The organism is Pontibacter qinzhouensis (genome assembly GCF_008017455.1).
GTDB classification, from domain to species: Bacteria; Bacteroidota; Bacteroidia; order Cytophagales; family Hymenobacteraceae; genus Pontibacter; species Pontibacter qinzhouensis.
In genome coordinates, this window is sequence record NZ_VRTY01000009.1 from 40002 (window position 1) to 62625 (window position 22624).

At 46.8% G+C, this 22624-nt stretch carries 22 protein-coding genes; 8 read left to right on the forward strand and 14 right to left on the reverse strand.

Annotated elements, in window-relative coordinates; all coding sequences use genetic code 11:
- Window positions 1-21: 21 nt before the first annotated feature.
- The 3 genes from FVR03_RS03655 to rbfA all read right to left on the reverse strand — a co-directional run bounded on the left by FVR03_RS03655 (window position 22) and on the right by rbfA (window position 2625).
- A complete protein-coding gene (locus FVR03_RS03655) occupies window positions 22-1245 on the reverse strand; it encodes an ABC transporter permease (RefSeq protein ID WP_147920412.1) in 1224 nt (407 codons plus the stop codon).
- Window positions 1246-1377: 132 nt separating this feature from the next.
- Window positions 1378-2187: a class I SAM-dependent methyltransferase gene (locus FVR03_RS03660; RefSeq protein ID WP_147920413.1), complete on the reverse strand. Its 810-nt coding sequence runs from the start codon at window positions 2185-2187 to the stop codon at window positions 1378-1380.
- A gap of 18 nt (window positions 2188-2205) precedes the next feature.
- Window positions 2206-2625, reverse strand: a complete 420-nt coding sequence (rbfA, locus tag FVR03_RS03665; RefSeq protein ID WP_147920414.1) for a 30S ribosome-binding factor RbfA — start codon at window positions 2623-2625, stop codon at window positions 2206-2208.
- A 126-nt stretch (window positions 2626-2751) separates the two neighbouring features.
- On the opposite strand from rbfA, the gene FVR03_RS03670 reads away from it, so the two are divergent.
- Entirely contained in the window at window positions 2752-4140 is a 1389-nt protein-coding gene (locus tag FVR03_RS03670) for a hypothetical protein (RefSeq protein WP_147920415.1), read from the forward strand.
- A gap of 170 nt (window positions 4141-4310) precedes the next feature.
- Here FVR03_RS03670 and rpiB read toward each other — a convergent pair whose 3' ends face one another.
- The 5 genes from rpiB to FVR03_RS03695 form a co-directional block, all read right to left on the reverse strand.
- Window positions 4311-4748, reverse strand: coding sequence for a ribose 5-phosphate isomerase B (gene rpiB, locus FVR03_RS03675; protein WP_147920416.1), 438 nt, complete (start codon window positions 4746-4748; stop codon window positions 4311-4313).
- Window positions 4749-4752: 4 nt separating this feature from the next.
- Window positions 4753-5592: a twin-arginine translocase subunit TatC gene (gene tatC / locus FVR03_RS03680; RefSeq protein ID WP_255474045.1), complete on the reverse strand. Its 840-nt coding sequence runs from the start codon at window positions 5590-5592 to the stop codon at window positions 4753-4755.
- A gap of 26 nt (window positions 5593-5618) precedes the next feature.
- Window positions 5619-6893, reverse strand: a complete 1275-nt coding sequence (gene glyA, locus FVR03_RS03685; protein WP_147920417.1) for a serine hydroxymethyltransferase — start codon at window positions 6891-6893, stop codon at window positions 5619-5621.
- Window positions 6894-7323: 430 nt separating this feature from the next.
- Entirely contained in the window at window positions 7324-9867 is a 2544-nt protein-coding gene (locus FVR03_RS03690; protein ID WP_147920418.1) for a choice-of-anchor D domain-containing protein, read from the reverse strand.
- Window positions 9868-10607: 740 nt separating this feature from the next.
- Window positions 10608-11246: a metallophosphoesterase gene (locus FVR03_RS03695; RefSeq protein WP_255474046.1), complete on the reverse strand. Its 639-nt coding sequence runs from the start codon at window positions 11244-11246 to the stop codon at window positions 10608-10610.
- A gap of 24 nt (window positions 11247-11270) precedes the next feature.
- On the opposite strand from FVR03_RS03695, the gene FVR03_RS24900 reads away from it, so the two are divergent.
- Window positions 11271-11405: a hypothetical protein gene (locus tag FVR03_RS24900; protein WP_255474047.1), complete on the forward strand. Its 135-nt coding sequence runs from the start codon at window positions 11271-11273 to the stop codon at window positions 11403-11405.
- Window positions 11406-11411: 6 nt separating this feature from the next.
- Here the strand turns inward: FVR03_RS24900 and FVR03_RS03700 are convergent, their stop codons facing one another.
- The 3 genes from FVR03_RS03700 to FVR03_RS03710 form a co-directional block, all read right to left on the reverse strand.
- Complete coding sequence (locus FVR03_RS03700; RefSeq protein ID WP_147920420.1) at window positions 11412-11645, reverse strand: hypothetical protein; 234 nt, start codon at window positions 11643-11645, stop codon at window positions 11412-11414.
- A 98-nt stretch (window positions 11646-11743) separates the two neighbouring features.
- Window positions 11744-12058: a hypothetical protein gene (locus FVR03_RS03705; protein WP_147920421.1), complete on the reverse strand. Its 315-nt coding sequence runs from the start codon at window positions 12056-12058 to the stop codon at window positions 11744-11746.
- Between the two features lie 86 nt (window positions 12059-12144).
- Window positions 12145-13014 carry an SDR family oxidoreductase gene (locus FVR03_RS03710; RefSeq protein WP_222707166.1) on the reverse strand — a complete coding sequence of 290 codons (870 nt, stop codon included), beginning with the start codon at window positions 13012-13014 and terminating at the stop codon, window positions 12145-12147.
- Window positions 13015-13438: 424 nt separating this feature from the next.
- Here FVR03_RS03710 and FVR03_RS03715 point away from each other — a divergent pair, with 424 nt between their 5' ends.
- From FVR03_RS03715 to FVR03_RS03740, 6 genes are all read left to right on the forward strand, one after another.
- Complete coding sequence (locus FVR03_RS03715; RefSeq protein WP_147920422.1) at window positions 13439-13690, forward strand: 4a-hydroxytetrahydrobiopterin dehydratase; 252 nt, start codon at window positions 13439-13441, stop codon at window positions 13688-13690.
- 309 nt (window positions 13691-13999) lie between these two features.
- Window positions 14000-14719 (forward strand): 16S rRNA (cytidine(1402)-2'-O)-methyltransferase, encoded by a 720-nt coding sequence (rsmI, locus tag FVR03_RS03720; RefSeq protein WP_147920423.1) that lies wholly within the window; start codon window positions 14000-14002, stop codon window positions 14717-14719.
- Window positions 14712-15920 (forward strand): Lnb N-terminal periplasmic domain-containing protein, encoded by a 1209-nt coding sequence (locus FVR03_RS03725; protein WP_147920424.1) that lies wholly within the window; start codon window positions 14712-14714, stop codon window positions 15918-15920. Before rsmI ends, FVR03_RS03725 begins: the two co-directional genes overlap by 8 nt.
- Window positions 15917-16708: an inositol monophosphatase family protein gene (locus FVR03_RS03730; RefSeq protein ID WP_147920425.1), complete on the forward strand. Its 792-nt coding sequence runs from the start codon at window positions 15917-15919 to the stop codon at window positions 16706-16708. Before FVR03_RS03725 ends, FVR03_RS03730 begins: the two co-directional genes overlap by 4 nt.
- A 192-nt stretch (window positions 16709-16900) precedes the next feature.
- Window positions 16901-17080, forward strand: coding sequence for a FeoB-associated Cys-rich membrane protein (locus tag FVR03_RS03735; RefSeq protein ID WP_147920426.1), 180 nt, complete (start codon window positions 16901-16903; stop codon window positions 17078-17080).
- Between the two features lie 126 nt (window positions 17081-17206).
- A complete protein-coding gene (locus FVR03_RS03740; protein WP_147920427.1) occupies window positions 17207-17545 on the forward strand; it encodes a hypothetical protein in 339 nt (112 codons plus the stop codon).
- Between the two features lie 384 nt (window positions 17546-17929).
- On the opposite strand, the gene FVR03_RS03745 is transcribed toward FVR03_RS03740, so the two are convergent.
- The 3 genes from FVR03_RS03745 to FVR03_RS03755 all read right to left on the reverse strand — a co-directional run bounded on the left by FVR03_RS03745 (window position 17930) and on the right by FVR03_RS03755 (window position 22233).
- Window positions 17930-18949: an SPASM domain-containing protein gene (locus tag FVR03_RS03745; protein WP_147920428.1), complete on the reverse strand. Its 1020-nt coding sequence runs from the start codon at window positions 18947-18949 to the stop codon at window positions 17930-17932.
- 127 nt (window positions 18950-19076) lie between these two features.
- Window positions 19077-20267, reverse strand: a complete 1191-nt coding sequence (locus tag FVR03_RS03750; protein ID WP_147920429.1) for a baeRF7 domain-containing protein — start codon at window positions 20265-20267, stop codon at window positions 19077-19079.
- Between the two features lie 544 nt (window positions 20268-20811).
- Window positions 20812-22233 carry a TlpA family protein disulfide reductase gene (locus FVR03_RS03755; protein ID WP_147920430.1) on the reverse strand — a complete coding sequence of 474 codons (1422 nt, stop codon included), beginning with the start codon at window positions 22231-22233 and terminating at the stop codon, window positions 20812-20814.
- Window positions 22234-22624 lie beyond the last annotated feature (391 nt).

Consider the following 22624-nt stretch of genomic DNA (forward strand, 5'->3'; position numbering starts at 1 on the left):
ATAAAGTGCTAACCAACAAGCTTATATATTCTCAGTTACCGACATAGAGGCTGCTTTATAAGCTGGCCTGATGGAAACTAACAACGTGATAATTACGATGGCCAGCCCGGTAAATACAAAATCACTTACCTGCATTTTAACTGGGTAAGAGTCAACAATAGAGGTGGCCATTCCCATCGAAACCAAGCCGAAGCTTTCCTGCAGGTTGCACACCAGCATACCCAACGAGAGCCCATACGTGGCACCAATAAAGGCAACCAAGGCCCCTTCGAACAGGAAAATATTACGGATAGTTGTTGCCGTAGCTCCCATAGAGGCCAGTATGGCGATATCTTTTTTCTTATCTATTACGAGCATCGACAGGGAGAAGAAGATGTTGAGGGAGGCTATAAGCAGAATGAAGGCGAACGTAATAAACACGAACAGCTTCTCGACCTTTACGGCACGCAGCAAACTGGTGTGCTGCTCATCGCTGTTCTGCACCAGAAACGCCGAACCCAATGTGGCTTGCAAGGCTTTTTTTACGGTTTCTATCTTTTCTCCCTCCTCTACTTTAATTTCGAGGGAGGTACGCCGCCTGCCATACTCCAGCAGTTCTTCGGCAAAATTAAGCGGCACAAACACATAGGCATCGTCGTATTGCCGTTCTATGGCAAACACGCCGCCCGGCCTTATGGGCAAACTGTTAAACGAGCCTTCGGGGTTTAGCGGGTTAAACTTAGTGTTGCGCGGGTACAGAAACTGCAGCGACACAAACTGGTTAGATGGCCTGATGGAGAGCTGGTACTGCACGCCACGCCCCACCACAGCGAAAAACTCATCGTTGCGATAAAGTTCAAAGTTGCCCTCCACAATGGCAGAATCGATCTTATTCTGTTGAAAAAAGTTCTCGCTTACTCCTTTTACCTTCACCACCATCTGGCGGTCGTTGTAGCGCAGCAGGGCATTGTCTTCTATCACTTCCGATACCACAGCCACGCCTGGGGTGCGGCGAATGCGGTTCATAAACTCGGTATCGGTTTCAAACGATTTGCCCTCTACCACCGATATTTTCAGGTCCGGGTCGAAGCTGCTGTAGATGGCCCGGATAAGGTCTTCGAGGCCGTTGAATACGGAGAGTACAATAATCAGGGCCATGGTGCCTACGGCTACCCCGATCATGGCGATATTGGAGATGATACTGATGATGTTCCTCTTCTTTCTGGAGAAAAAATATCGTTTCGCTATCAGAAAAGGTACATTCATTGGCTGATTGTTAGTTGCTGGTTGCTAGTAGCTATTTGTTAAATTGTTAACCTGCTAAATGGTTGAGTTTAATAGTTATTATGTACTCTGTAGGGCGAATTAACAATTCAACAATCATCAACCAACAATCAATTACTTCCAGGCTTTCACGATCAGGCCTGTGCCGGATGCGTGGTTACCGTTAACGTCCATCCAGTTCAGCAGCAGGCATACCGGGAAAGTAACCAGGTAGTAGAACGGCAAAAGCAGGAAGAAGATTTTAGATACGCCCAGCATCTGCAATGGGTACTTCATAGAGAGTCGCCACGACACCTGCCCTGGTTTACCATACGAGTACCGCGCCTCCACTCTACGGAAACCGGCACGCTGCAGTTTACCGTGTATCTCCTGTATGCCATAGCCATCGCGCACGTGCTCTTCAATAAAAGAGCTTTCGTCGCCACTATGCACATCGGAGCCGCCCTGGTCGGAAGGGGTAGAAATAATGAGCATGCCACCAGACCGGAGCGAGGCGTGAATGTTTTTGAACACCTGCACATCTTCCTCTATGTGCTCCATTACATCCACAGAAAGTACCAGGTCGAAGCTGTTGGGTTGCCGGAACTGTACCAGGTCTGCGATGCGGAACACTACATTCTGGCGGTCGATAGCTCTGAAAAAACGGTTGCTGTCTGATACCTGCTCTTCTTTTACATCTACGGCCAATACGCTCCACTTATTGCTCATGCTCGTCAGGAAGTAAGTGTACTGCCCGAAACCAGAACCGGCATCGAGTATGTACTGCTCTTTTTCTTTACGGGTTACAGCCCAGGCTTTGAGCTCTTTGTGCACGTGCCAGGCACGCAGCAGCAGCAGGTCGAGCAGGTGGTAAAATATGCGTCTAAGAAAAGGGGTCTGGTTGAACACGTCGCCCAGAATCCGCTTTATCGGATCATACTGCATAAATGAGGCGTTGCAAGGCTAGCGGGTGGTGTTTTCGTCTTCTTCGTCTTCAGAAGCATCCTCGTTTTCGGCATCGTTCTCGTTGGCAGGAGGTATTTCCAGGCCGGAGAATAACTTATCCATCTGGGCAGCATACTCGGCGCTGTCATCGAGGTAAAATGCCAGAGCCGGTATTACCCGCACCTGGTTCTTGATGCGCTGCGCCAGGTGGTGACGAAGGGTTTTGGTGTTTTCCTTTATCTCATGCAGCACCGCTTTGTTGTCGGTAGTCATCAGGAGACTCAGGTACACACGCGCCAGCCCCAGATCGGGAGATACACGCACCACACTAACTGATATATAGGCCCCTCCGAAAAGATGCGGCACTTCCCTCTGGAAGATGTCGGCCAGCTCTTTCTGAATGAGGCGTGAGAATTTCTGTTGTCTTTTACTTTCCATACGAAGATGCAAATATCATATTAATTTCGCATTTTTACCCCAAAAGTAGCTTACTCATTTCGGAGAAGGTACGTTTATCTCGCTTTCTAACTCTAATAACTCTTGATTAGTTACTTCCGAAGCATATTGCCTTCCCGACTGATCCTGCTGGTTTTACTCTACCTGGCCATACGAGTTCCGCTTATTTTACTGGGAGTGCCTGCCACTGTACCCGAGCTTAAATTTATGCTGATAGGGGAGCGTATGGCCGATGGGTTTGCCATGTACCGCGAAATTTATGACAGTACTGCTCCGCTTGCTGCTTTAGTGTACTGGCTCATAGACCTGGTGGCCGGCCGCTCTTACCTGACGTACCGGCTGGTGGCAGCAGCGCTGCTGCTGGCGCAGGCGCTCCTGCTCAATTCAACTTTTATCCGGAACAAGGTTTACGCAGAAAGCAATTACCTGCCCGCCCTGCTGTACCTTACCTTTGGCTGCCTTACCCTGGAGTTCGAGATGCTCACGCCGCTGCTCCTTGGTAATACATTTGTTATATTGTCGTTGCCATACTTTATAACTGTTGCGCGCGAGGGGCTCGATAACAGCCGCCTGTTTATTGGTGGGTTTATGCTGGGGCTGGCGGCGCTAAGCTTTCTGCCTTTGGGGCTTTTTCTGCTGCTGGGGCTTTTTGCTGTTATTCTGTTTGCCTCCGCCGCCTTCAGGAGTTCGCTTCTCATGCTTTGTGGCTTTGCCTTTCCGTATGCCATGCTTCTGTCTTACTACCTTTTTACGGGGGCGGTTGGCAGTTTTCTGGAGCTGCACCTGTTGCGGCCATGGCAGTTTGAAGTTTCGTTTCTGATACCACCCGCCGACCTGGCTAAGCTACTGGTCCTACCGGGCCTCGTGCTGGCGCTGTCGTTGTTCAGTATGCTCTCGCTGGCGCAACGGCTGGTGTTCCAGGTTAAGTTTCAGCAGCTGATGGTGGTGTGGCTCATTGTAAGTCTTCTGGTTATTATTTCAAGAGATCAGGTATCGGCTGCTTCGTTCCTGGTGCTGCTGCCACCGCTGGCTTACTTCAGCGAGTTTTTGTTTACCAGCCGCTTTAAACCCTGGATACTCTCGCTAATGTACCTTGTGCTGCTGGCAGGCGTGGTGGTGCTGCGTTACCGGCAGCCACTGGGTATTGGCTCCCTGGTCAAAATCGACGAGTCCAGAATTTTGTTGCCTGTTTCTCCTGCGCAGGCTATTAAAGGAGCTTCGGTGCTCGTGCTGGGCAACGACATTACCTACTACACCCACAACACGCTGGCCACACCTTACCTCAACTGGCAACTCGCACAACGGCACTTTGGCAGGCTGAATGAATATGACGCTGTATTTGCCCTGTACCGGAACTTCAAAAAAGAACCGCCAAGGTATATTATTGACAAAGTCGGCCTGTTGGAAGAACTTAAATATAAGCTTCCTACTATTTTCGATGCTTACGAACCTACAGATGTTCCTGCGGTTTATAAGAGACAGGGAAAGGAGTTATAAGTAGAATTATTCTAATGAAAATGGCCTTCCAGAGGCTTTTCGCGCTTTTGGTAGCTGAGGGTCATGAGCACCCGGGAGGGGTGCAGCTACAGGGGGCATGAAAAAGAAAACGCGGACCTTAGAGGCCGCGTTTTCTTTTAAGCTTAATTTTTAGGCTGTTGTAGCTTATTTTAGCAATTGGTAATCTTGTTTACCCGTGTGGCGTGGCGGCCTCCTTCAAACTCAGTCGAAAGGAAAACGCGCATCATCTCTACTGCTTCCTCTTCCGATACGAACCGCGACGGGATGCAAAGCACATTGGCGTTGTTGTGGCCACGAGCCAGTTGCGCCAGCTCCGGCTTCCAGCAAAGCGCTGCCCGTACCTGTTGGTATTTGTTAGCTGTAATGGCCACTCCGTTGCCGCTGCCGCACACTAATATTCCGAAATCAAACTCCTGGTTGGCGACTGCTTTAGAAAGTGGATGCACAAAATCGGGGTAATCGGAAGACTCTCCGGAGTATGGCCCAAAGTCTTTTAGCTCATGCCCATCTTGCTCCAGCACTTTTATAAGCATGTTTTTGTAGACAAACCCGGCATGGTCGCCGCCTATTGCAATATTGTAAGCCATAGTATTAGATGGTATTGTTGTCGTTTAATCGCTTTAAATCTCTTTTACGGATAGAGCCCGAAACACTGATACTGATTTCGTATAGTACGAGCAGGGGCATAGCTATCAATAATTGGCTGATGACATCCGGTGGTGTAATGATCGCTGCAACTACTAAAATAATGACCATGGAGTGGCGCCGGTACAACTTCATGATCTCTGGCGTGAGCAAGCCTGCCTTGGTAAAGAAATAGACCACTACCGGCAGCTGGAACATGACCGCACACGACAAACAGAGTGTGGTGAGCGTAGAAATGTATGAAGACAGGTCGAACTCATTCAGGATAGAAGGATCGACCTGGTAGCCCGCCAGGAAATTGATCGAAATTGGCGACACCACATAATAGCCGAACAAAAGGCCTAAAATGAACAACAGCGACACAAAAAACACGGCCCCTCTGGAGTTTTTCTGCTCCTGCGGGTAAAGGCCCGGACTCACGAAGCGCCATATCTCCCAAAAAGCATACGGGAAAGCGCAGGCCAGCCCCAGCACCAGCGATACCATAATATGCATGGAAAGCTGCCCGCTCATCTGCCGGCTCTGAATCGTGAAGCCGAGGTCTGTGATACAGAGTACTTCAGAACCAATTCTGTTTCCTAAATCGCACATCAGTTGGTAGCTGAAAAAATCGGGGCGGGAAGGAGCCAGGATGATATCGTGAAACACAAAGCCTTTTGCCAGAAAGGCGATGACCGCAAATACTAAAATGGATGAAAACGACCTGATAATGTGCCATCTTAGCTCCTCCAGATGGTCCACAAAGGACATCTCCTGCGTCTCTTCTTCCATATAAGGTTGATTCATTTAGTAAAGTCTTCGGCCTTTATTTATTAGTGAGCGAAGAGCGGATATTTTTCCATCCAGGCATTTACGTCTTTGCGCACCGACTGGATTGTACTTTCGTTCTCATTATTTATAAGCACCGTATCGATCAGGTCCACAATGCGCTCCATGTCGTTCTCTTTCAGGCCTCTGGTGGTAATAGCTGCCGTACCCACACGCATACCAGAAGTTACAAAAGGAGATTTATCGTCGAAAGGAACCATGTTTTTATTGATGGTGATGTCTGCTTTCACGAGCGAGTTTTCGGCAAGTTTACCGGTCAGGCCTTTAGAGCGCAGGTCGATCAGCATCATGTGGTTATCTGTGCCGCCAGAGATAATATCGTAACCGCGCGACAGGAACGCTTTAGCCATGGCCTGGGCATTTTGCTGCACCTGCTTCACGTAGTTCAGGTAATCATCGGAGAGGGCCTCGAAGAACGAAACGGCTTTGGCAGCTATTACGTGCTCCAGCGGTCCGCCTTGCGTGCCAGGGAATACGGCTCCATCCAGCAACGACGACATCATGCGGGTTTCGCCTTTCGGAGTTTTCAGGCCAAATGGGTTTTCAAAGTCTTTGCCCATCATGATCATGCCGCCTCTTGGGCCGCGCAATGTTTTGTGGGTAGTGGTGGTTACGATATGGCAGTGCTCAAACGGATCGTTCAGCAAACCACGTGCAATCAGTCCGGATGGGTGAGAGATATCGGCCAGCAGGAGGGCGCCTACTTCGTCAGCGGCTTCGCGCAGTTTTTTGTAGTCCCACTCACGAGAGTAGGCGGAGGCACCGCAGATGATCAGCTTTGGCTGCTCGCGGCGAGCGATCTCTACTACTTTGCTGAAATCGATGAGGCCTGTTTCCTGTTCTACGCCATAAAATGTGGGCTTGTAGATTTTACCAGAGAAGTTTACAGGCGAACCGTGGGTCAGGTGACCGCCATGCGATAGGTCGAAGCCCAGAATTTTATCGCCGGGGTTTAACACGGCCAGCATAACGGCTGCATTTGCCTGTGCGCCGGAGTGCGGCTGCACGTTAACCCAGGCGGCTCCAAAAAGCTCTTTTGCACGATCTATGGCCAACTGCTCGGCCTGATCCACTATTTCACAGCCACCATAATAGCGTTTGCCCGGCAGGCCTTCGGCGTACTTGTTTGTCATTTCGCTGCCCATGGCCTGCATGACCTGCTCCGATACAAAGTTCTCGGAGGCAATTAATTCGATGCCATGTGTCTGGCGTGCTTTTTCTTTGGCAATTAAATCAAAAATGGCTGTGTCCTTTTGCATTGCTACTTTGGTTGATGTAATCGTTCCAAAATTAAGCTTTGCTCCTGAATAAACCAATGTTTGCAGATTTTAAGTCGCTAATCCTCAAAATTTCAGCCATGTATTTGCCTGCCAAGGTCCTGCCCAAGCTTTCAGCAACAACTATAGCGGTATTTTCCGGGGTTTTAGATGTTTTAGTAGATGCCAGATGCTAAATATTAGACCTTCATTAGCTTTGAGTTGAAAAACCACTCACTCATTCAAAATTTATTTTCTAATTCAGCCATTTAACAATCAGCAACCAACAATCAACTAAATTATTCTAATGAAAATGGCCTTCAGAAGGGATCAAGCGCTTTTTGGTTCAAGGGCTTTGTTTCAGCTAGAATGGCTTTAAAACAAAAAACCCGGCACCTTTCGGTTGCCGGGTTTTTGCAGGAATGTAAGTATGTTACTGTTTCACCACTTTGGTGCTGATTACTTTGCCATTCAGTTCTACGGTAAGAACATAGGCCGCATTCTGAAGCTTATCGTAGTACGGTAGTGCAAACTCATTCTGACCTGCTGTTACCGCTACTTCTCTGAAATAAACCTGCTGGCCTGTCATGCTGGTTAAACGCATAATGGCTTTACCGCTGGCAGCTGCTTCTACTATTATTTTAGAATCAGGGATAAGTGGGTTAGGGGCTACTGTTACGGCATTGGTGAGAGCACCTTTTGCTTCTACGGCTACTACGTTGCTGTAAGCGAAAGTTCCGTCTAAGTCTACTTGTTTCAGTCTGTAATAGAAAGTACCTGCGTTTCTTACCTGGTGCGTAAACTCGTATCGGGTAGTAAGGCTGCTGGTTACTACTTTGCTGGCTACTTTACCTAAAGTCGCGAAACCTGCCTCCGGCGAAGTCGACATTTCTACCTCGAAGTGTGAGTTATCGGTTTCAGAAGCAGTTGCCCATTTGAGCAAGGTAACAGCACCCTGTTGCTCGGCTGTAAAGGATATCAGTTCTACGGGGAGGGGATTTAACACTGTGAATGTAGTTATACTAGCTGCAGTGCCGCCTAAAGTTGTAACGGTAATTGAACCTGAAGTCGCTTCAATAGGTACTTGGGCACTGATCTGCGTATCGCTATTAACAATATAATTAGTCGAAACAGCACCATTAAATGCAACGCTTTGCACGTCAACAAAGTTTGTACCTGTAATGATAATTATATCTCCTAACAACCCTTCGTCAGGAGTGAATGAAGTAATCGTTGGAACCAGGTATAGCACCGTGAAGGGGTCGCTATCGGCAGTGCCGCCCACGGTTTGAACCGTTACCGGGCCGGTGGTGGCCCCCTCTGGCACCTGCGCCTGAATCTGCGTCTCGCTGTCCAGGATGTATACGGCCTCAACACCGTTGAACTGCACGCCCTGAACATCAACAAAGTTTGTGCCCGTGATGGTAACGATATCGCCTATGTAGCCCTCATTCGGATCCACTACGGTAATCGTCGGAGTTAGAACAGTAAAGGTACTACTTGCAGTTGAATTACCTCCTGTTACAGTAAGCAATATTGGACCTGTAGTAGCTCCAGAAGGGACTGTAACTTGAATTTCAGTATCACTAACTATAGTAAAAACGGAAGCTGTGGTCCCATTAAAATTAATACTATTTACATTTGTGAAGTTACTCCCAATTATAGTAATTACATCTCCTACATAACCTGAAACAGGATTAAATTGAGTAATAATAGGGGCAGGATAAAAACCTGTTCCTGTTAATGAAACTGTATAAGGGTTCTCATTTGAGTCGTTATTACTTATAGAAAATAATGCAGATTTTGAGCCAGCAGACGTTGGGGTAAAAGTCACGCTGAATGTTGTTGACGCACCTGGTGCTACTGTAGAAGAAGTAGCAGTTTCATTAACAGTAAATTGTGAAGCATTTACACCTGTCAGCTGCACTTTCGGGCTACCTGTAAGATTTAAAGGTGCAGTACCTATATTCTCAATAGTGAAAACGAATGACTGACTGGTGTTTACATTTACGTTATTAAAATTAAAAGGTCCGCCTGTGCTGATTGAACTTGTACCTTGTCGTAAATTTATTTCTGGCTCAATCCCAGAGCCAGAAATATTAATTGTATAAGGGTTTTCATCTGCATCATTATTGCTAATAGATAATGTCGCAGTTTTTGACCCAAATGATGTTGGGGTAAACGTTACATTAAAAGTAGTGGATGCTCCTGGAGCTACTGTCGAAGAAGTAGTTGTTGTATTAACAGTAAATTGTGAAGCATTTGTACCAGATAGCGCTACAATAGGGCTGTCTGTAAGATTTAAGGTCTGACCGCCTAAGTTCTCAACAGTGAAAGTATATGTTTGGCTAGTATTAGCATTTACACTACCAAAGCTAAATGAGCCGTTCGTACTAATTGAAGCTTCTCCTTGCTTAATGTTAATTTCAGGCCCTTGAGTTATTCTAAGCGCATCATATAAAAGCCTTTCGTTACCTACTTTATTTGAATAAATAAATCTTATATATCTAGCACTACTATTTACACTACTCGTAAAACTCCTTTGAGTGGTTATAGCTGGGCCGACATTACTTGACGCGTCTATAGTACTAACTGTTGAATAGCTAACACCATCCACTGACTCCCTTACCAAGAATGTACCTGTAAAATTTGCGAATGTACCAGCCGCACGAAGTATAAAGGATACTGTTTTAGATCCTTCAGGAACGCGTACAGTTATCCAATCACCTACACTATCAAAGTTTGCAGATCCGCCAGTTCCACTGCCCCCTAAATTTGTACTTTGATCTGTCGCTAAACCATTTTGACTAATTGCTGTAGGAAGATTAGTGTTTGGGAGTGATTGCCATGGTCCGTCATAGCTATAGTCTAAAGTCACCTGCCCATACCCCTGCACGACTACGCAGAGCAGCAGCACCAGCTGCAGGAACAGCGGGAGAAGAAGGTTTTTAAAAGAGAGAGTAAAGGTTTGTCTCATAAAATAAAAGTTAAAAATCTAGTAGTTAGCTTTGGGGGTTACTCATACAAAACACCCTGATTTTTTATCTCTGCCTGGGTGCAGGCAAGAAACAAAAGCAGGGTTGCCGAAAAAATTACTACTTATTAAGCTATTGTTTTCTAGGTAATGGAGCAGGGCAATATCTATGTAATACACTTACGTAGAATTAGTTACAGGCGGTCTATCGTATTCATCCTCATTTTCATCTATCTGTTAGAATTCGTAAAAATTAGTTTGAACAAAAGCTAATTGTATGCTGTTATCATTAGTTTTTAGCTACTTAACAGACCGGCACTAAAGGTAATGCATTTTTATATATTAAAAAAACATCTTAACCTATACTTTAATTATTCTAACATTATTTTACAAAATTAGATAAAATGATAGTTCTTTCTATAAATAAACAATAAATTAATGTTAAAACTTTAATACCCAAGTTAACAAATCAGTAAATCGATCAGCAAAGTTATCAGAAGCAAATTCGGGAACTCACTTACTATCGGATACCTGAAAAGTAAAGCAAGCATATTTGCTAACTATCTGATTTATAAGTTGGAAAGAGACTAAATATTAACAAGGAAATTTTGTCGGGTTGGTCAAACCGGCCCAGTCTTGGCTTCTAAATTATTCGAATGAAAACAGCCTCCAGAAGGTTTTACATCAGAACATTGCCAAGGGTCCCCACCCGATATGTTTTAGCTGAATGTACTTAGGGCTTATTATTTGCGGCCGTTAAAATAGGGGCGATCTACGTTGAATTGCACGTATAGCTTGTAGGTGTCCAGGTCTAGGGCTACCAGGTTTCCGAGGGCGGCATTTTTGTAGTAGACACAACCGGCATCGAGGTTCACCTGCAGCTCTTTGTGGGCTATTGTTTTTTTTATAGCATGCAAGGCGGTGGGGGTGTGGCCATGCAGCAGGGGTTTATAGGCTAACTTATTCCAGTCTACTTTAAAGTTCCGGATATTCATCATGGCATCCGTGTCGCTAAGAATATCGACGTGCTTAAAATCGAAGCCGGCATGCACTAAAAAGTAATCGGGCAGCTCCAGGTAAAAAGGCAAACCACCTAAAAAATTAAAATACCTGTCGGAGAGGTGAGTAATGTCCTTAAGTCCGAAATTGGCTAGTAGCAGTTCTTTCTCCTCTTGCGGTAGTTTTAAAGCTTTGTCTCCGGTTCGGGCAGCCTGTAGCAACATGTGGTCGTGGTTGCCGCGGAGGCATTTTACCTGGTAGTGCTGCTTCTGGAGGTGAATAATAAAATCGATGACGCCTTTACTATCTGGGCCTTTGTGTACCAGGTCGCCTAATATATAAAGCTCATCGTCTTTGCGAAGACGAAGCTGTTGGGTAACCATGGCTCTGAGGGTTCGGACACAGCCATGAATATCGGTGAGGGCATAACGGGCCATAGGGGTTGGTTAGCTCTTGCACTTGTGTATGGCAAGCTGTTGCTGCTGCTCGACATAAAAATAGCACCCGCCGGAGCAAGTGCTATTCCTGTTGAAATATACTAAAATTTTCTAATTATACTTTCCTTTATCAATATCTGGTTTATTCAGATTTCGGTTGGGGTTGTTTGTTTTCACATTCTGTCCTGGCTCATCAATATCGTTGGTATATTTATCCTCCAGTTCATCGTGCTGAGAACTGGCTGCATCCGAATCAACAGGTTTTACCCCTGCTTTTGTTTGTCCTGTTCCGCCGGGCTTTCCTGCGTTCTCGCCGCCGGGCTGTGTATGCTTATAAGATGGCATAACGTCCTCCTTCTTTTTTAGTTAAACAAAGGCCCTGTCACAATTTTCAGAATTCTGCAACAGCACCCATACAAAAATTAATACCTGGCACTCGTTCTTTAAGATCCTCTGCCTTCGTCTTCTGTCCGCATGTTATCTTTTGGCGGAATACCGTCATCAGAAAAATCATTAACGCCTATGGCAGATGGTCCGTTACCTGCGGTATCGGAGCCATAACCTTCTTTGCCATCGCGGTTGCCAAAGCCACCACGCTGATGTTCGTTTTTAGGCGCATCGGCATTCGGTATAATATGCCCGGCTGCCATTTCCTGATCTGATGTATCGTCTTCTATGACACGTACCGGCCGGTCGTGTGGTGCTTTACCACCATGCTGCTGGCCCTGTTGTGCGTTCTGTTCTTTATCTTGTTCCATAGTAGTTAGGTTTTAGGACTGGCACCTACAATAGGTAACAGCCATACAGGGTTTTACTCCTTTTCGGGGCCTATGGTTTAATCTTTTTAAGAACCTATAAGCTCGCCACCGTTCACATGAATTACCTGCCCGGTTACATAAGAACCATCTTCGGAGGCCAGAAAAACGTAGGCTGGTGCTACCTCAGATGGCTGCCCCACACGCCCCATCGGCTGATCTTTGCCGAATTCCTTTACTTTTTCGGCATCAAAAGAAGCAGGTATAAGCGGAGTCCAGATCGGGCCTGGTGCTACGGCATTTACGCGTATGTTTTTTTCGGCCAGATTAGAGGAGAGGGAGCGGGTAAAAGAGGTAATGGCTCCTTTGGTAGAGGCGTAGTCCATGAGGTGGCTGCTGCCGCGGTAGGAGGTAATAGAAGTGGAGTTTACGATGGCTGCACCTTCTTTCATATGCTCCAAAGCAGCTTTGGTCATGTAGAACATCGAGAAGATGTTGGTCTGGAATGTGCGCCTCAGTTGCTCATCTGAAATATCGCGCAGGTCGGTCTGCTCGTGCTGCTCGGCGGCGTTGTTCACCAGCACATCCAGCTTTCCGAACTCTTTTACCACCTGCTCCACGGTTTTCTTGCAAAAGTCCTCTTCGCCTATGTCTCCTGCTATAATGGTGCATTTGCGGCCTTCTTTTTCTACCAGCTTTTTGGTGTCCTTGGCATCTTTGTCTTCGTTGAGGTACACGATGGCAACATCGGCTCCTTCGCGGGCAAAGTGCACGGCTACGGCCCGGCCAATGCCACTGTCGCCGCCTGTTATGAGGGCTACTTTGTCTTTTAACTTATCGCTGCCTTTATACGTTTTCCGGATGTACTCCGGCTTTGGTGTCATTTTATGTTCTTTGCCAGGTTGCACATCCTGCTCCTGTGCCGGAACTGATTTTGGTTTTTTATCCATTGCTTTCATAGTTTATAGGTAATGCTTGCCACTGTTGCAGCTCATATGAACTGCATCCTGGCTTTAAGGAATTCAACAGTATAGAACTTCGATAAAGAGGACATAAGTATCATGACACAAGACTTGTTGTCTTCAGTTTTCAAAAAGATCTAAAGCTGAACTCCGAAAAGTTTTGTCGCAGCCTTTAACTATACGCCAGGCTTGTTTTCTAAGTTAGAAAGTTATTTTTAAGGTAGAAGGTTAGAAAGGTAGTGAAAGCTCTTCGCTCAAAAGCTTTCCATCTATACTTCCTACAGCTAAACACAGTGTCAGTACGTTAGCAATATGGGTCTGACCCTTGGCAGCATTCTGATGAATTTGCTTCTGAAGGCCATTTTCATTTGAATAATTTTGGTTTTTTTACTTAGCAGCAACAGTTATAAATAATACAATTATGTGGAAAGAAGAAGATAACAAGCTCAAGCGCAGCTTCCAGTTCAAGAATTTTAAAGAGGCCATGGCGTTTATAAATGCCGTAGCTGAGGCAGCCGAAGAAATGGACCATCACCCCTGGTGGAGCAACGTGTACAACAAAGTAGAGATAGAACTCACCACCCACAGCGCCGGCAACACCGTAACTCATCGCGACCATAAACTCGCTAACCGAATTGATGCTATTTACGAACAGCTAACAACGGGAAAGTAAAAGCCGCCAACCCTTGGTAGTTTTATTGCACAAAGCCTTCGGAAGGGCAAAATCATTAGAATAAATTAGTAATGTGCTCATATACCAATTATTCAATTCACAGATTTAGGGATGAGAGGATTTGCTAAAAATTACTGACTCAATAAGGTTCCGAAAACATGAGACTGAAGATATTATGCTCCTTCTTGTATTCCCTAGATTCTTGGTGTAAGGGCTCTATAAAGATTCAGACAAAAAAGTCTAGTATCTGACATCTAGCTTCTAACATCTTTCAAAAACTTTCTAACTTAACCCTTGTATCTTTGCCGCATGCAGGAACCTGAAAAAACCAATCTGTATTTAGTGCCCACGCCTATCGGCAACCTCGAAGATATAACCTTGCGCGCTATTCGGGTGCTGAAGGAAGTAGATGTGATTCTGGCTGAAGATACCCGCACCAGCGGCAAGCTGCTCCAGCACCTGGGTATAGACAAACGCATGCACAGCCACCACCTGCACAACGAGCACAAGGCCACGGCTCACCTGGTAGAGCGGCTGAAAGCTGGTGAGGTAATGGCGCTGGTATCGGATGCAGGCACGCCGGGCATTTCAGACCCGGGCTTTTTTCTGGTGCGCGAGTGCCTGAAGCACGACCTGAAGGTGGAGTGCCTGCCTGGCCCTACTGCCTTTGTGCCGGCACTGGTTAAATCCGGTTTCAGTACCGACAGGTTTACGTTTGAAGGATTTCTGCCCCTGAAAAAAGGCCGCCAGACCCGCCTTACCAGCCTGGCCACCGAAGAGCGCACCATGATCTTTTACGAGTCGCCGCACCGCCTGCTCAAAACACTTACTCAGTTTCAGGAGTACTTTGGAGGCGGGCGCCTGGCATCTGTTTCACGTGAAATCTCGAAGATGTTTGAGGAGACCGTAAACGGTACGCTAGATGAGCTGGTGCAGCTATTCACAACCAAAGCTATAAAAGGAGAGTTTGTGCTCGTGGTGGCAGGAGCAGAGGGCAAGCAAAAAAACAGTAAAAACGACCATGACTAAACATATAAAGGCGCTCTTGTTGGTGCTGCTCCTCCTGTTGGTACAGCTGCAGGCGCAGGCACAGTTCGATGGCATACAATTATCTCAGCAAGCCAAAATTAGCCTGATTACCTGCTCCAGCGGCGAGGAACTTTACTCCACCTTTGGCCACAGCGCCGTGCGGGTAAACGACCCCAGCACCGGCATGGACATAATTTTCAACTACGGCACCTTCGATTTTAACGAGCCTAACTTTTACCTGAAGTTTGCGCAGGGCAAGCTCAACTACAAGCTATCGGCGGCCTATTTCCAGGATTTCGTGTACGCCTACACTGCCGATAACCGGGGCGTATACGAGCAGGTGCTCAACCTGAACCCGGAGCAACGGCAGCAGTACTGGGACTTTCTGACCAACAACTACCTGCCCGAAAACCGCTTTTACCTCTACGATTTCTTTTTCGATAATTGCGCCACCCGCATCCGCGATGGCATAGAGGCCACATTTCCGGACCAGGTTCAGTTTAATATAGCGCACCTCGATAAAAACCTGTCGTTCCGGAACCTCACCGACCTCTACCTGGGGCCGCAGCCCTGGGGCGATTTTGGCATAGACCTGGGCCTCGGCTCCCGCATAGACCGCACCGCCACACCTTACGAATACATGTTCCTGCCCGATTATCTGGCCGAAGGCTTAGCCAATGCCACCATTCAGCAAGACGGCAAAGCAGTGCCACTGGCCGGCAAAATGCAGCCTGTGTACCAGAACACACCAGTAGAGGAGCAGTTCAGTCTGTTTACCCCCATGGTTTTCTGGTGGCTGCTGTTTGCTACGGCTGTGGCACTTACAGTTATCAACTTCCGGAAAAAGAACTGGAGCAAAGCCTTCGACCTGGTGCTGTACCTGCTCTACGGGCTGTTGGGGCTGGCGCTGCTGCTGCTTTGGGTCGCTACCGACCACCAGGGCACTGCCGATAACTACAACCTGCTCTGGGCTATTCCTACGCACCTGATTATTTTCTTTTTCCTTTTACGCAACCGCTTCCCTAAATGGGTGGTGGCCTATCTAGCCATAACAGCTGCAATAGCAGCGGTGCTGGTAGTAGGCTGGGTGTGGTGGCCGCAGCAGTTCCATGCCTCGTTCCTGCCGCTGGTGCTTACCATCGGGCTGCGGTCTGCGTACATGGTATGGTTTTCTCAAACTAAACAAAAAGTAACAACATGAACCTTCAGCAACTATCACAGGAATTAAACTTAATAGCTAAAAAAGCCGGTGCCTTTATAAAACAGGAAGCCGAGAACTTCGACCGCTCTACCATAGAAATGAAAGGCTTTGCCAACATGGTGAGCTACGTAGACAAACAGGCCGAAGAAATGCTGGTGGAAGACCTGCGGAAATTGTTGCCTGAAGCAGGTTTTATAACCGAAGAAGGAACAGACACTACCCGCCAGGATCGCTACAACTGGATAATAGACCCGCTCGATGGCACCACGAACTTTACCCACGGCTTGCCGCTGTTCTCGGTGAGCGTTGGCCTGATGGAAAACAAGGAGATTGTGGCCGGTGTGGTGTATGGGGTTATGCACGACGAATGCTTCTGGGCCTACAAAGGCGGCGGCGCTTACCTCAACGACAAAAAAATACATGTGTCAGACATTACTACGCTGGAGCAGTCGCTGATCATTACTGGTTTCCCGTACTACGAGGAGACAAAGGCGAAGCAGTACCTCGAAATTCTGCATGCTTTTATGGCCCGGTCACATGGTTTCAGAAGGTTAGGTTCTGCTGCCCTCGACCTGGCGTATGTGGCAGCAGGCCGTGCCGAAACATTTTTTGAGTACAACCTGCAGCCTTACGATGTGGCAGCAGGCATTATACTGGTGCAGGAGGCAGGCGGCCAGGTATCGATGTTCGGCGATGGCGACGATTTTATTTTCGGCAAGCAGATTATCGGCAGCAACGGGCACATTCACCAGCAGGTAAAAGATACCATTAACGAATTCTGGAAGTAACACGGCCGTAAACTTTTTTGCTGCCTTATTAGTTATAATTGCTAGTTGTTGGTTGCTAATTGTTTAATGGCTGCATGGTTAAATTGTTTCGCTCAACAGGTGTGAGGTCTGGGATTCTTAAGAGATTAACAATTAAGCCATTTAACAATTCCATAAGTCAACAACCGGCAAAAAATTAGCAACAATAAAAAAATGCAGGAACTCATTATACTAGTATTGTTCTTAGTGGCTGCGGCCTATGTGGCGCGGCTGCTGTACCGTAGCTTCAGCACGAAAGGGGGCAGTTGCGCCAAAGGCTGCGGCAGCGCCTGCTCTACCATCGATTTCAAGAAAATACAGAAAGAGCTGGAACAAAAGCAGCTGGCGAAATAGCAAAGCGCCCTGTTTGGTTAATGTATAGCGTCATCCTTATATTTTCTTGCTGAAAGCTGTATCCTTGAGTTTTTTTTGCGTATAGGTTTATACTTGACAACCGACATCAATTTAAACCAAAAAACTATGCAAGATAAAGTTGAAGAAAGATCTCTGGTGAATGTGCTGAACCGCCTTAAAAAAGACGGCTGCACACTCGACTTTAAAGTGACAGAAGAAGGGCAACTGGCAACCATGGACGGCAAGAAAACCTTTACGCCAGACCAGGTTCGCATCATAGACTTCTACCGCTTCGAAGGCGAAAGTAACCCTGATGATATGTCGATACTCTATGTAGTAGAAACTACGGAGGGTATTAAAGGCACCATTACCAACTCCTACGGCCCGTATGCTGATGAAAGAATAGAGAATGTTATGAAGCAGATAGAGGACATGGGCAAGAACCTGGATAAGAAAGACAAATAAACAACACAGGGCCGAAGCTGATTCGGCCCTGTGTTGTTTCAGGAAGTTGGCATTCTCCCGATGCAAGCTAAACTACAAACCACATTTCCCTTCTTTCTAATTATTCTAATGAATTTGCTCTTCCGAAGACTTTTTAGTTGTTAGAAGCCTCGATCTTAGTTGATAGACTTTTTATCTATTAAAAATATATCATTCACAACTCCTCCATCTTCAAATTTCCAAATCTTCACATCTCCAAATTAACCATTCAGCCATTTAACAACTCAGCAGTCAAATTATTCTAATGGATTTGCCCTTCCGAAGGGTGTTTGTGCTTTTAGCAGTTTAGGGTCAAGATCAGCCGCGAGGGCTGAGGCTACGGGGTCATGTTTGTCTGATTCAGAACTAAGCCCAGACTTTTGTTCCTTCGGTGCAGTTGCGGCACATCTCCACCTCTGACCTGGACCGTAGCAGCGATTGCCTGAATTGCCGGTAGCCTTTGCCTTGCCACACGCTGTTAAAATGCTGCTCCTTCAGGTCGCCCATGCGGTATTCGGCGTCTTTGTCGAAGCAGCAGGGCACTACCAGGCCATCCCAGGTAATAACGCAGGAGTGCCACATCTTCCAGCAATGGTTCAGCAGTTTATTTTTAACGGAGTAGGTGCCGTTGCCGTTGTTTTTGTACCTGGAGTAATAGTCTATGGTCGGGATGAGGGGCGACCCGTTCTGGTAATCGTAGATTTGGGCTGTTTTAAAAACCACCTCGTCTACACCCAGGTTTTTTGCCAACTCCTTTACCTCTTCTATCTGATGCTCGTTTGGCTGCACCACCAGAAACTGGAACATGATGTGCGGGGTTCTCGATTTCAGCTGCTTTTTCCATTTCACCACATTCCGGGTTCCTTGCAGCACCTTCTCCAGGTTGCCGCCAATGCGGTAGGCTGCATAGGTCTCCTGGGTAGTGCCGTCTATCGAGATTATCAGGCGATCGAGACCCGACTCTACCGTTTGGCGCGCATTCTCATCAGAGAGGTAATGTGCATTGGTGGAGGTGGCAGTGTAAATACCCTTGTCGGCGGCATACTTTACCAAATTCAGGAAGTTTTTGTGCAGGTAAGGCTCCCCCTGGAAATAAAAGATAAGATACAACAGGCGCTTGTGCAGCTGATCGATGGTGTGGGTAAACAGCACATCGTCGAGCATGCCGGTGGGGCGCGTAAAGGAGCGCAGGCCACTGGGGCACTCCGGGCAGCGCAGGTTGCAGGAGGTAGTAGGCTCGAAGGAGATGCTCAGTGGCTGCCCCCAGTGCCGTGCCTTGCCCGAAAAACGCGACCAGATGTAGCTGCCCACTACCTGTGCGGCGTTCAGAATCCGTAGAGGTGTAAGCTTTTTCAGGAAATTAAAGCCGTCTGTCAGGTGAGGCATCGTCTGCAATTTTTTACCGGCAAAACTGCCGTACTTGCAATATCGTATTTTTATTGCAAAAAAGGGGCAACTGCTGTAGCTGCCCCTTTTTTAGATTTATGATTTGTTTAAATAATGCAGGAACTGCCTAGTATCTAAACAAGGCTTTAACGCTGGAGCCATCGCTGATCTCCGACATGCCATTGTAGCTGCTCACGAACACTTTTCCGCCCTGAGCTATGGTTTTAACAGCTGCCAGATTTATCAGGTCAAAGTCGCCACGCTGGTACTCTTCATGTATTTCGGCTGTTGCGCTGGTTTCGTTGTATATACCCCAAACCGGCTCGCTTGGCGAAATGAACAAAGTATCTACACGCCCATGTATGGCTTCAGCTGCCACCGTGGCTATGTCTTCGGAGGTTACGCCTGTGCCTGCTACTGCCTCGTAACGATCGAGCGACTCCGAATGGCTTTGCTGCATAAGCGGCTTCATAATGGCGAGCGCCTTGTCATGAATGGTGTTAATGCTTTCAATATCAGAGTTCTCGTTTAAATGAATATTCTGAGAAACGATGTGCTTGTATTTGGTAATGTTGCGGTAAATGCCACAGTAGTGGTCTACACCTGCCAACACAAGTGGTTCGTGGGCGTTATGCAGTATCTGCCACAGGTTATTGTCGATGTCGTTCATGAATTCTCTTACACGCTCATGTTCCTCGTCGCCTTTGGTAGAACCTGGGCCGTGCACAATATTAGAACCGTTATTAGTGGTGGTGGAATGGGTAAAGTTCTGGTCGTGCCCCTTTACATCAAACTTAAGTGAGTCTGTTGTACTCATTGATTTTGGCATAAACGCGCTTACGTCTATCTGCCTGATCTTATCGATGGTGGCTTCGTAAAACGCTGTTTTCTCGCGGAACAGGCTAAGTATAAAAAAGCGCCCGTTCTGGCTCAGAATAGGCAATATGGGCGTAAAATGAAACTCATCGAGTACAAAGACCTCATCTGGCATACTAATAGGCAAGGTATAGTGAGCTGAGAAACCTTTTGTAATAAATACCGCCAGTCCCTCGCTTTGGTGCCTCCAGAAATTAGAGTCGTTTAGCAGCTCTTCGGCAGGCTGCAGGTATTGGGTAATTTCGGTTTCAGGTACATCATGTCTTCCTAAAAGCTCTTTTGCTTTTCGAATCTGATTTTTAAAAGCTAAGCTATCCACTCCGTTCAGGGTTTCTTTACCGGCACGGTGAGTAGGTAGATAAAAAGAAAGGCACAGTGCGTTTTGTGTGTTAGCCTGTACATTTATCAGCTTCTCGATGTCGTTTTTATTTATTAATGCCATATGTGTATAGATTATTAAATTTGTTTAATCACAGTCATTCTGTCTGATTGTGCCTCCGGCTTTTGCAGAGGTGGTAAGGTTTAAGTACGCATCAGTTTATTTAACGGTTATTATTCTAACTCAGATGAAATTATGCCGAAAGAGTAATTTTACGGTTCCTAACACTCCTGATAAGGTAAAAAAAGCAGGGTTCCGCTCCTAAATTGCACCAATAGTTAAGAAGAAGCTCAAAAGCATCTGATAAGTTATAAGCCTGCATTTTTCAACTTTATCTTTATTAAGCAGGAGGTATTATGCTTGTAAAACCTGCTTAAAATCGCTCACTTAAGGAACTACCGTTTGTTTCTTGTTTATATTAGTTGTTACAGGCTACTAAAAAATAAAAGCCTCCGGGCTTGGCAGCAGGAGGCTTTGCATAGTAAAGTGGAGTGGTTGGTATAGGAAACACCCTTGACGCTATAACTGCTAAAATTCTCTCCGAAGGCCTAAATCATTAGAATAATTTAGGTTGACAGCCATTATGGGGACTGCCGTATAGAGGTGCTTATTTAGCAGAGGCCTGGCCTTTGTGCAACAGCCGGAGCAGTTCTGTTTCTGCATCGCGGTTGGTGGGGCGCTTTGGTTTGGTGGTAAGCACATTACCTGCTTCGTCTACCAAAAAATAGGCAGGCAAGTCTTTAATGGCATACTCCGATAACAGGTCAGGGCTAAGGCCTTTGTAGAGCTGCACTCCGGGGAGTCGCCGGTTGGTAATCATGTTACGCCAGGCAGTTTCATCCTCGTCCATGCCTACGCTGATAAACACCAGGTTTTCGCTGTCGAGTTTGTTGTGGAGCTCCTGCAGGTACGGCATATCGTTTATGCACATGCCGCAGCTGGTGCTCCAGAAGCTCAGGTACACCAGCTTGCCTTTGAAATCGCTTAAAGCTACTTCTTCGCCAGTGGCTGTTTGCAGTTTAAAATCGGGAGCAGGGGTTCCGGCTGTTAGTTGCCTGTTCTGCTGCGAGAGTTCCTGTAAATACGCCAGTAGCTCCTGGTCCTGGTTCAGCGTCTGAAAATCGGTGAGCAGGTCTGCCGATTGCTTTGCGTACCCTTTCAGAAACGACTGTTTTAAAATTTGGCTTAAGGCCAGCGACTGCACCGGCCCCGTTAGCTTTTGCCTGGCAAGGTGGTAGCTGGTGCTGTAGAAGTCGGGGCTTGTTTCTGCTTTGCCTGCGGCTATGGCCAGGTGCCGGGTGTAGTTGCTTATAAAACCTGTAAAAGTGGGAGAGTGGATGTTAGCTTCTTCCTGCAGGTTCAGGGTTTGCAGGTAATCGTAATAAGCAGGCGATGGGGTTAACCTGTTTTCGCTACGCACTGTCTGCTCGCGCAAATCGAAATACATAATTCTATCGTTGGCATAACCGAAGTCAATTTCTGCCTGAGCCAGTTTATGAAAGGAGAGAGAAAGCGGTGTTTTGGCTATAAATTTCTCCAGGAACTTCAGCTGCTCCTGTTTCCGCGACTCCAAAAAACTGAGGAACGCTTTTTCGCGCAGCTTTATGTTATCTGGCAGCACCTGGTACTGTTCCAGTTCCTCGAAAGCATAGGCATACTGGGCCAGGTAATTGTTTTCGCTCGCACCTGCACCCTCAAACTTAGCTGTTTTCAGGAGTTTATCGCCGTTGGCGGTCAGGTGCAGCTCAAAGCCTGGCTCTACGTATAAGGTCAGCACTTCCGTGCCGTGCACCAGCTCCGCCAGACCCGGCTTGCTCACCGGCACCTCCAGCCTGAACTGGCCGCCCTTCAAGGTAGCCACAATCTCGGTTTCGGTGGTAACCAGACCAGGGGCGCAGTTTACAGCCGTAATTTCTTCGGAGAGCGGTTTGCTGATTTTACCTGTAATAATAGCAGTAGATTGTGCCCATACGGGAGAACCTGCCAGAAAAAATAGCAGCAGGAACAGGTTGGCCAACGTTTGTTTCATATAGAAGATAAGATTCGGCTAAAGTATATAATTTGTGCCCTTGACCTTTTTTCCTTCGGAGGGCTTTGGAAGGGCGTTTTTATTTGAATAATCTGATTGCTGACCTTTTGTTCCTAGTTGTTTACCGGCTGATTTCTCTAAAACTTGTAGAAATGCGTGAGAGGCTAAGGAAGTAAAGTATAGATCTCGATTTGTAGTAGGTTATATCCACGCAATCCAAATTTAGAGTTTAAACATGGTAAAAGAAGTTAACGAAGCTAATTCCCTTCTACCCTAAGCGTTTAGCACCACATAAAGATGTTGTGAATATCTGAAAACAACTCTGTTACAACTAATTTGGCAGGCAAATAATTCCACTGGTACAGTGGCCGCAACAGAACTGCGCCTCAAG

What these genes read in the sequence shown, in the direction of transcription:
- FVR03_RS03725 (WP_147920424.1), top strand. Translation starts at nt 14,712, where the DNA reads ATGACTAAACATATAAAGGCGCTCTTGTTGGTGCTGCTCCTCCTGTTG.
- FVR03_RS03690 (WP_147920418.1), bottom strand. Translation starts at nt 9,867, where the DNA reads ATGAGACAAACCTTTACTCTCTCTTTTAAAAACCTTCTTCTCCCGCTG.
- FVR03_RS03700 (WP_147920420.1), bottom strand. Translation starts at nt 11,645, where the DNA reads ATGCCATCTTATAAGCATACACAGCCCGGCGGCGAGAACGCAGGAAAG.
- FVR03_RS03660 (WP_147920413.1), bottom strand. Translation starts at nt 2,187, where the DNA reads ATGCAGTATGATCCGATAAAGCGGATTCTGGGCGACGTGTTCAACCAG.
- FVR03_RS03735 (WP_147920426.1), top strand. Translation starts at nt 16,901, where the DNA reads ATGCAGGAACTCATTATACTAGTATTGTTCTTAGTGGCTGCGGCCTAT.
- FVR03_RS03715 (WP_147920422.1), top strand. Translation starts at nt 13,439, where the DNA reads ATGTGGAAAGAAGAAGATAACAAGCTCAAGCGCAGCTTCCAGTTCAAG.
- FVR03_RS03705 (WP_147920421.1), bottom strand. Translation starts at nt 12,058, where the DNA reads ATGGAACAAGATAAAGAACAGAACGCACAACAGGGCCAGCAGCATGGT.
- FVR03_RS03755 (WP_147920430.1), bottom strand. Translation starts at nt 22,233, where the DNA reads ATGAAACAAACGTTGGCCAACCTGTTCCTGCTGCTATTTTTTCTGGCA.
- tatC (WP_255474045.1), bottom strand. Translation starts at nt 5,592, where the DNA reads ATGAATCAACCTTATATGGAAGAAGAGACGCAGGAGATGTCCTTTGTG.
- rbfA (WP_147920414.1), bottom strand. Translation starts at nt 2,625, where the DNA reads ATGGAAAGTAAAAGACAACAGAAATTCTCACGCCTCATTCAGAAAGAG.
- glyA (WP_147920417.1), bottom strand. Translation starts at nt 6,893, where the DNA reads ATGCAAAAGGACACAGCCATTTTTGATTTAATTGCCAAAGAAAAAGCA.
- FVR03_RS03730 (WP_147920425.1), top strand. Translation starts at nt 15,917, where the DNA reads ATGAACCTTCAGCAACTATCACAGGAATTAAACTTAATAGCTAAAAAA.
- FVR03_RS03655 (WP_147920412.1), bottom strand. Translation starts at nt 1,245, where the DNA reads ATGAATGTACCTTTTCTGATAGCGAAACGATATTTTTTCTCCAGAAAG.
- FVR03_RS03740 (WP_147920427.1), top strand. Translation starts at nt 17,207, where the DNA reads ATGCAAGATAAAGTTGAAGAAAGATCTCTGGTGAATGTGCTGAACCGC.
- FVR03_RS03745 (WP_147920428.1), bottom strand. Translation starts at nt 18,949, where the DNA reads ATGCCTCACCTGACAGACGGCTTTAATTTCCTGAAAAAGCTTACACCT.
- rsmI (WP_147920423.1), top strand. Translation starts at nt 14,000, where the DNA reads ATGCAGGAACCTGAAAAAACCAATCTGTATTTAGTGCCCACGCCTATC.
- FVR03_RS24900 (WP_255474047.1), top strand. Translation starts at nt 11,271, where the DNA reads ATGAATATCGGTGAGGGCATAACGGGCCATAGGGGTTGGTTAGCTCTT.
- FVR03_RS03750 (WP_147920429.1), bottom strand. Translation starts at nt 20,267, where the DNA reads ATGGCATTAATAAATAAAAACGACATCGAGAAGCTGATAAATGTACAG.
- FVR03_RS03695 (WP_255474046.1), bottom strand. Translation starts at nt 11,246, where the DNA reads ATGGTTACCCAACAGCTTCGTCTTCGCAAAGACGATGAGCTTTATATA.
- rpiB (WP_147920416.1), bottom strand. Translation starts at nt 4,748, where the DNA reads ATGGCTTACAATATTGCAATAGGCGGCGACCATGCCGGGTTTGTCTAC.
- FVR03_RS03710 (WP_222707166.1), bottom strand. Translation starts at nt 13,014, where the DNA reads ATGAAAGCAATGGATAAAAAACCAAAATCAGTTCCGGCACAGGAGCAG.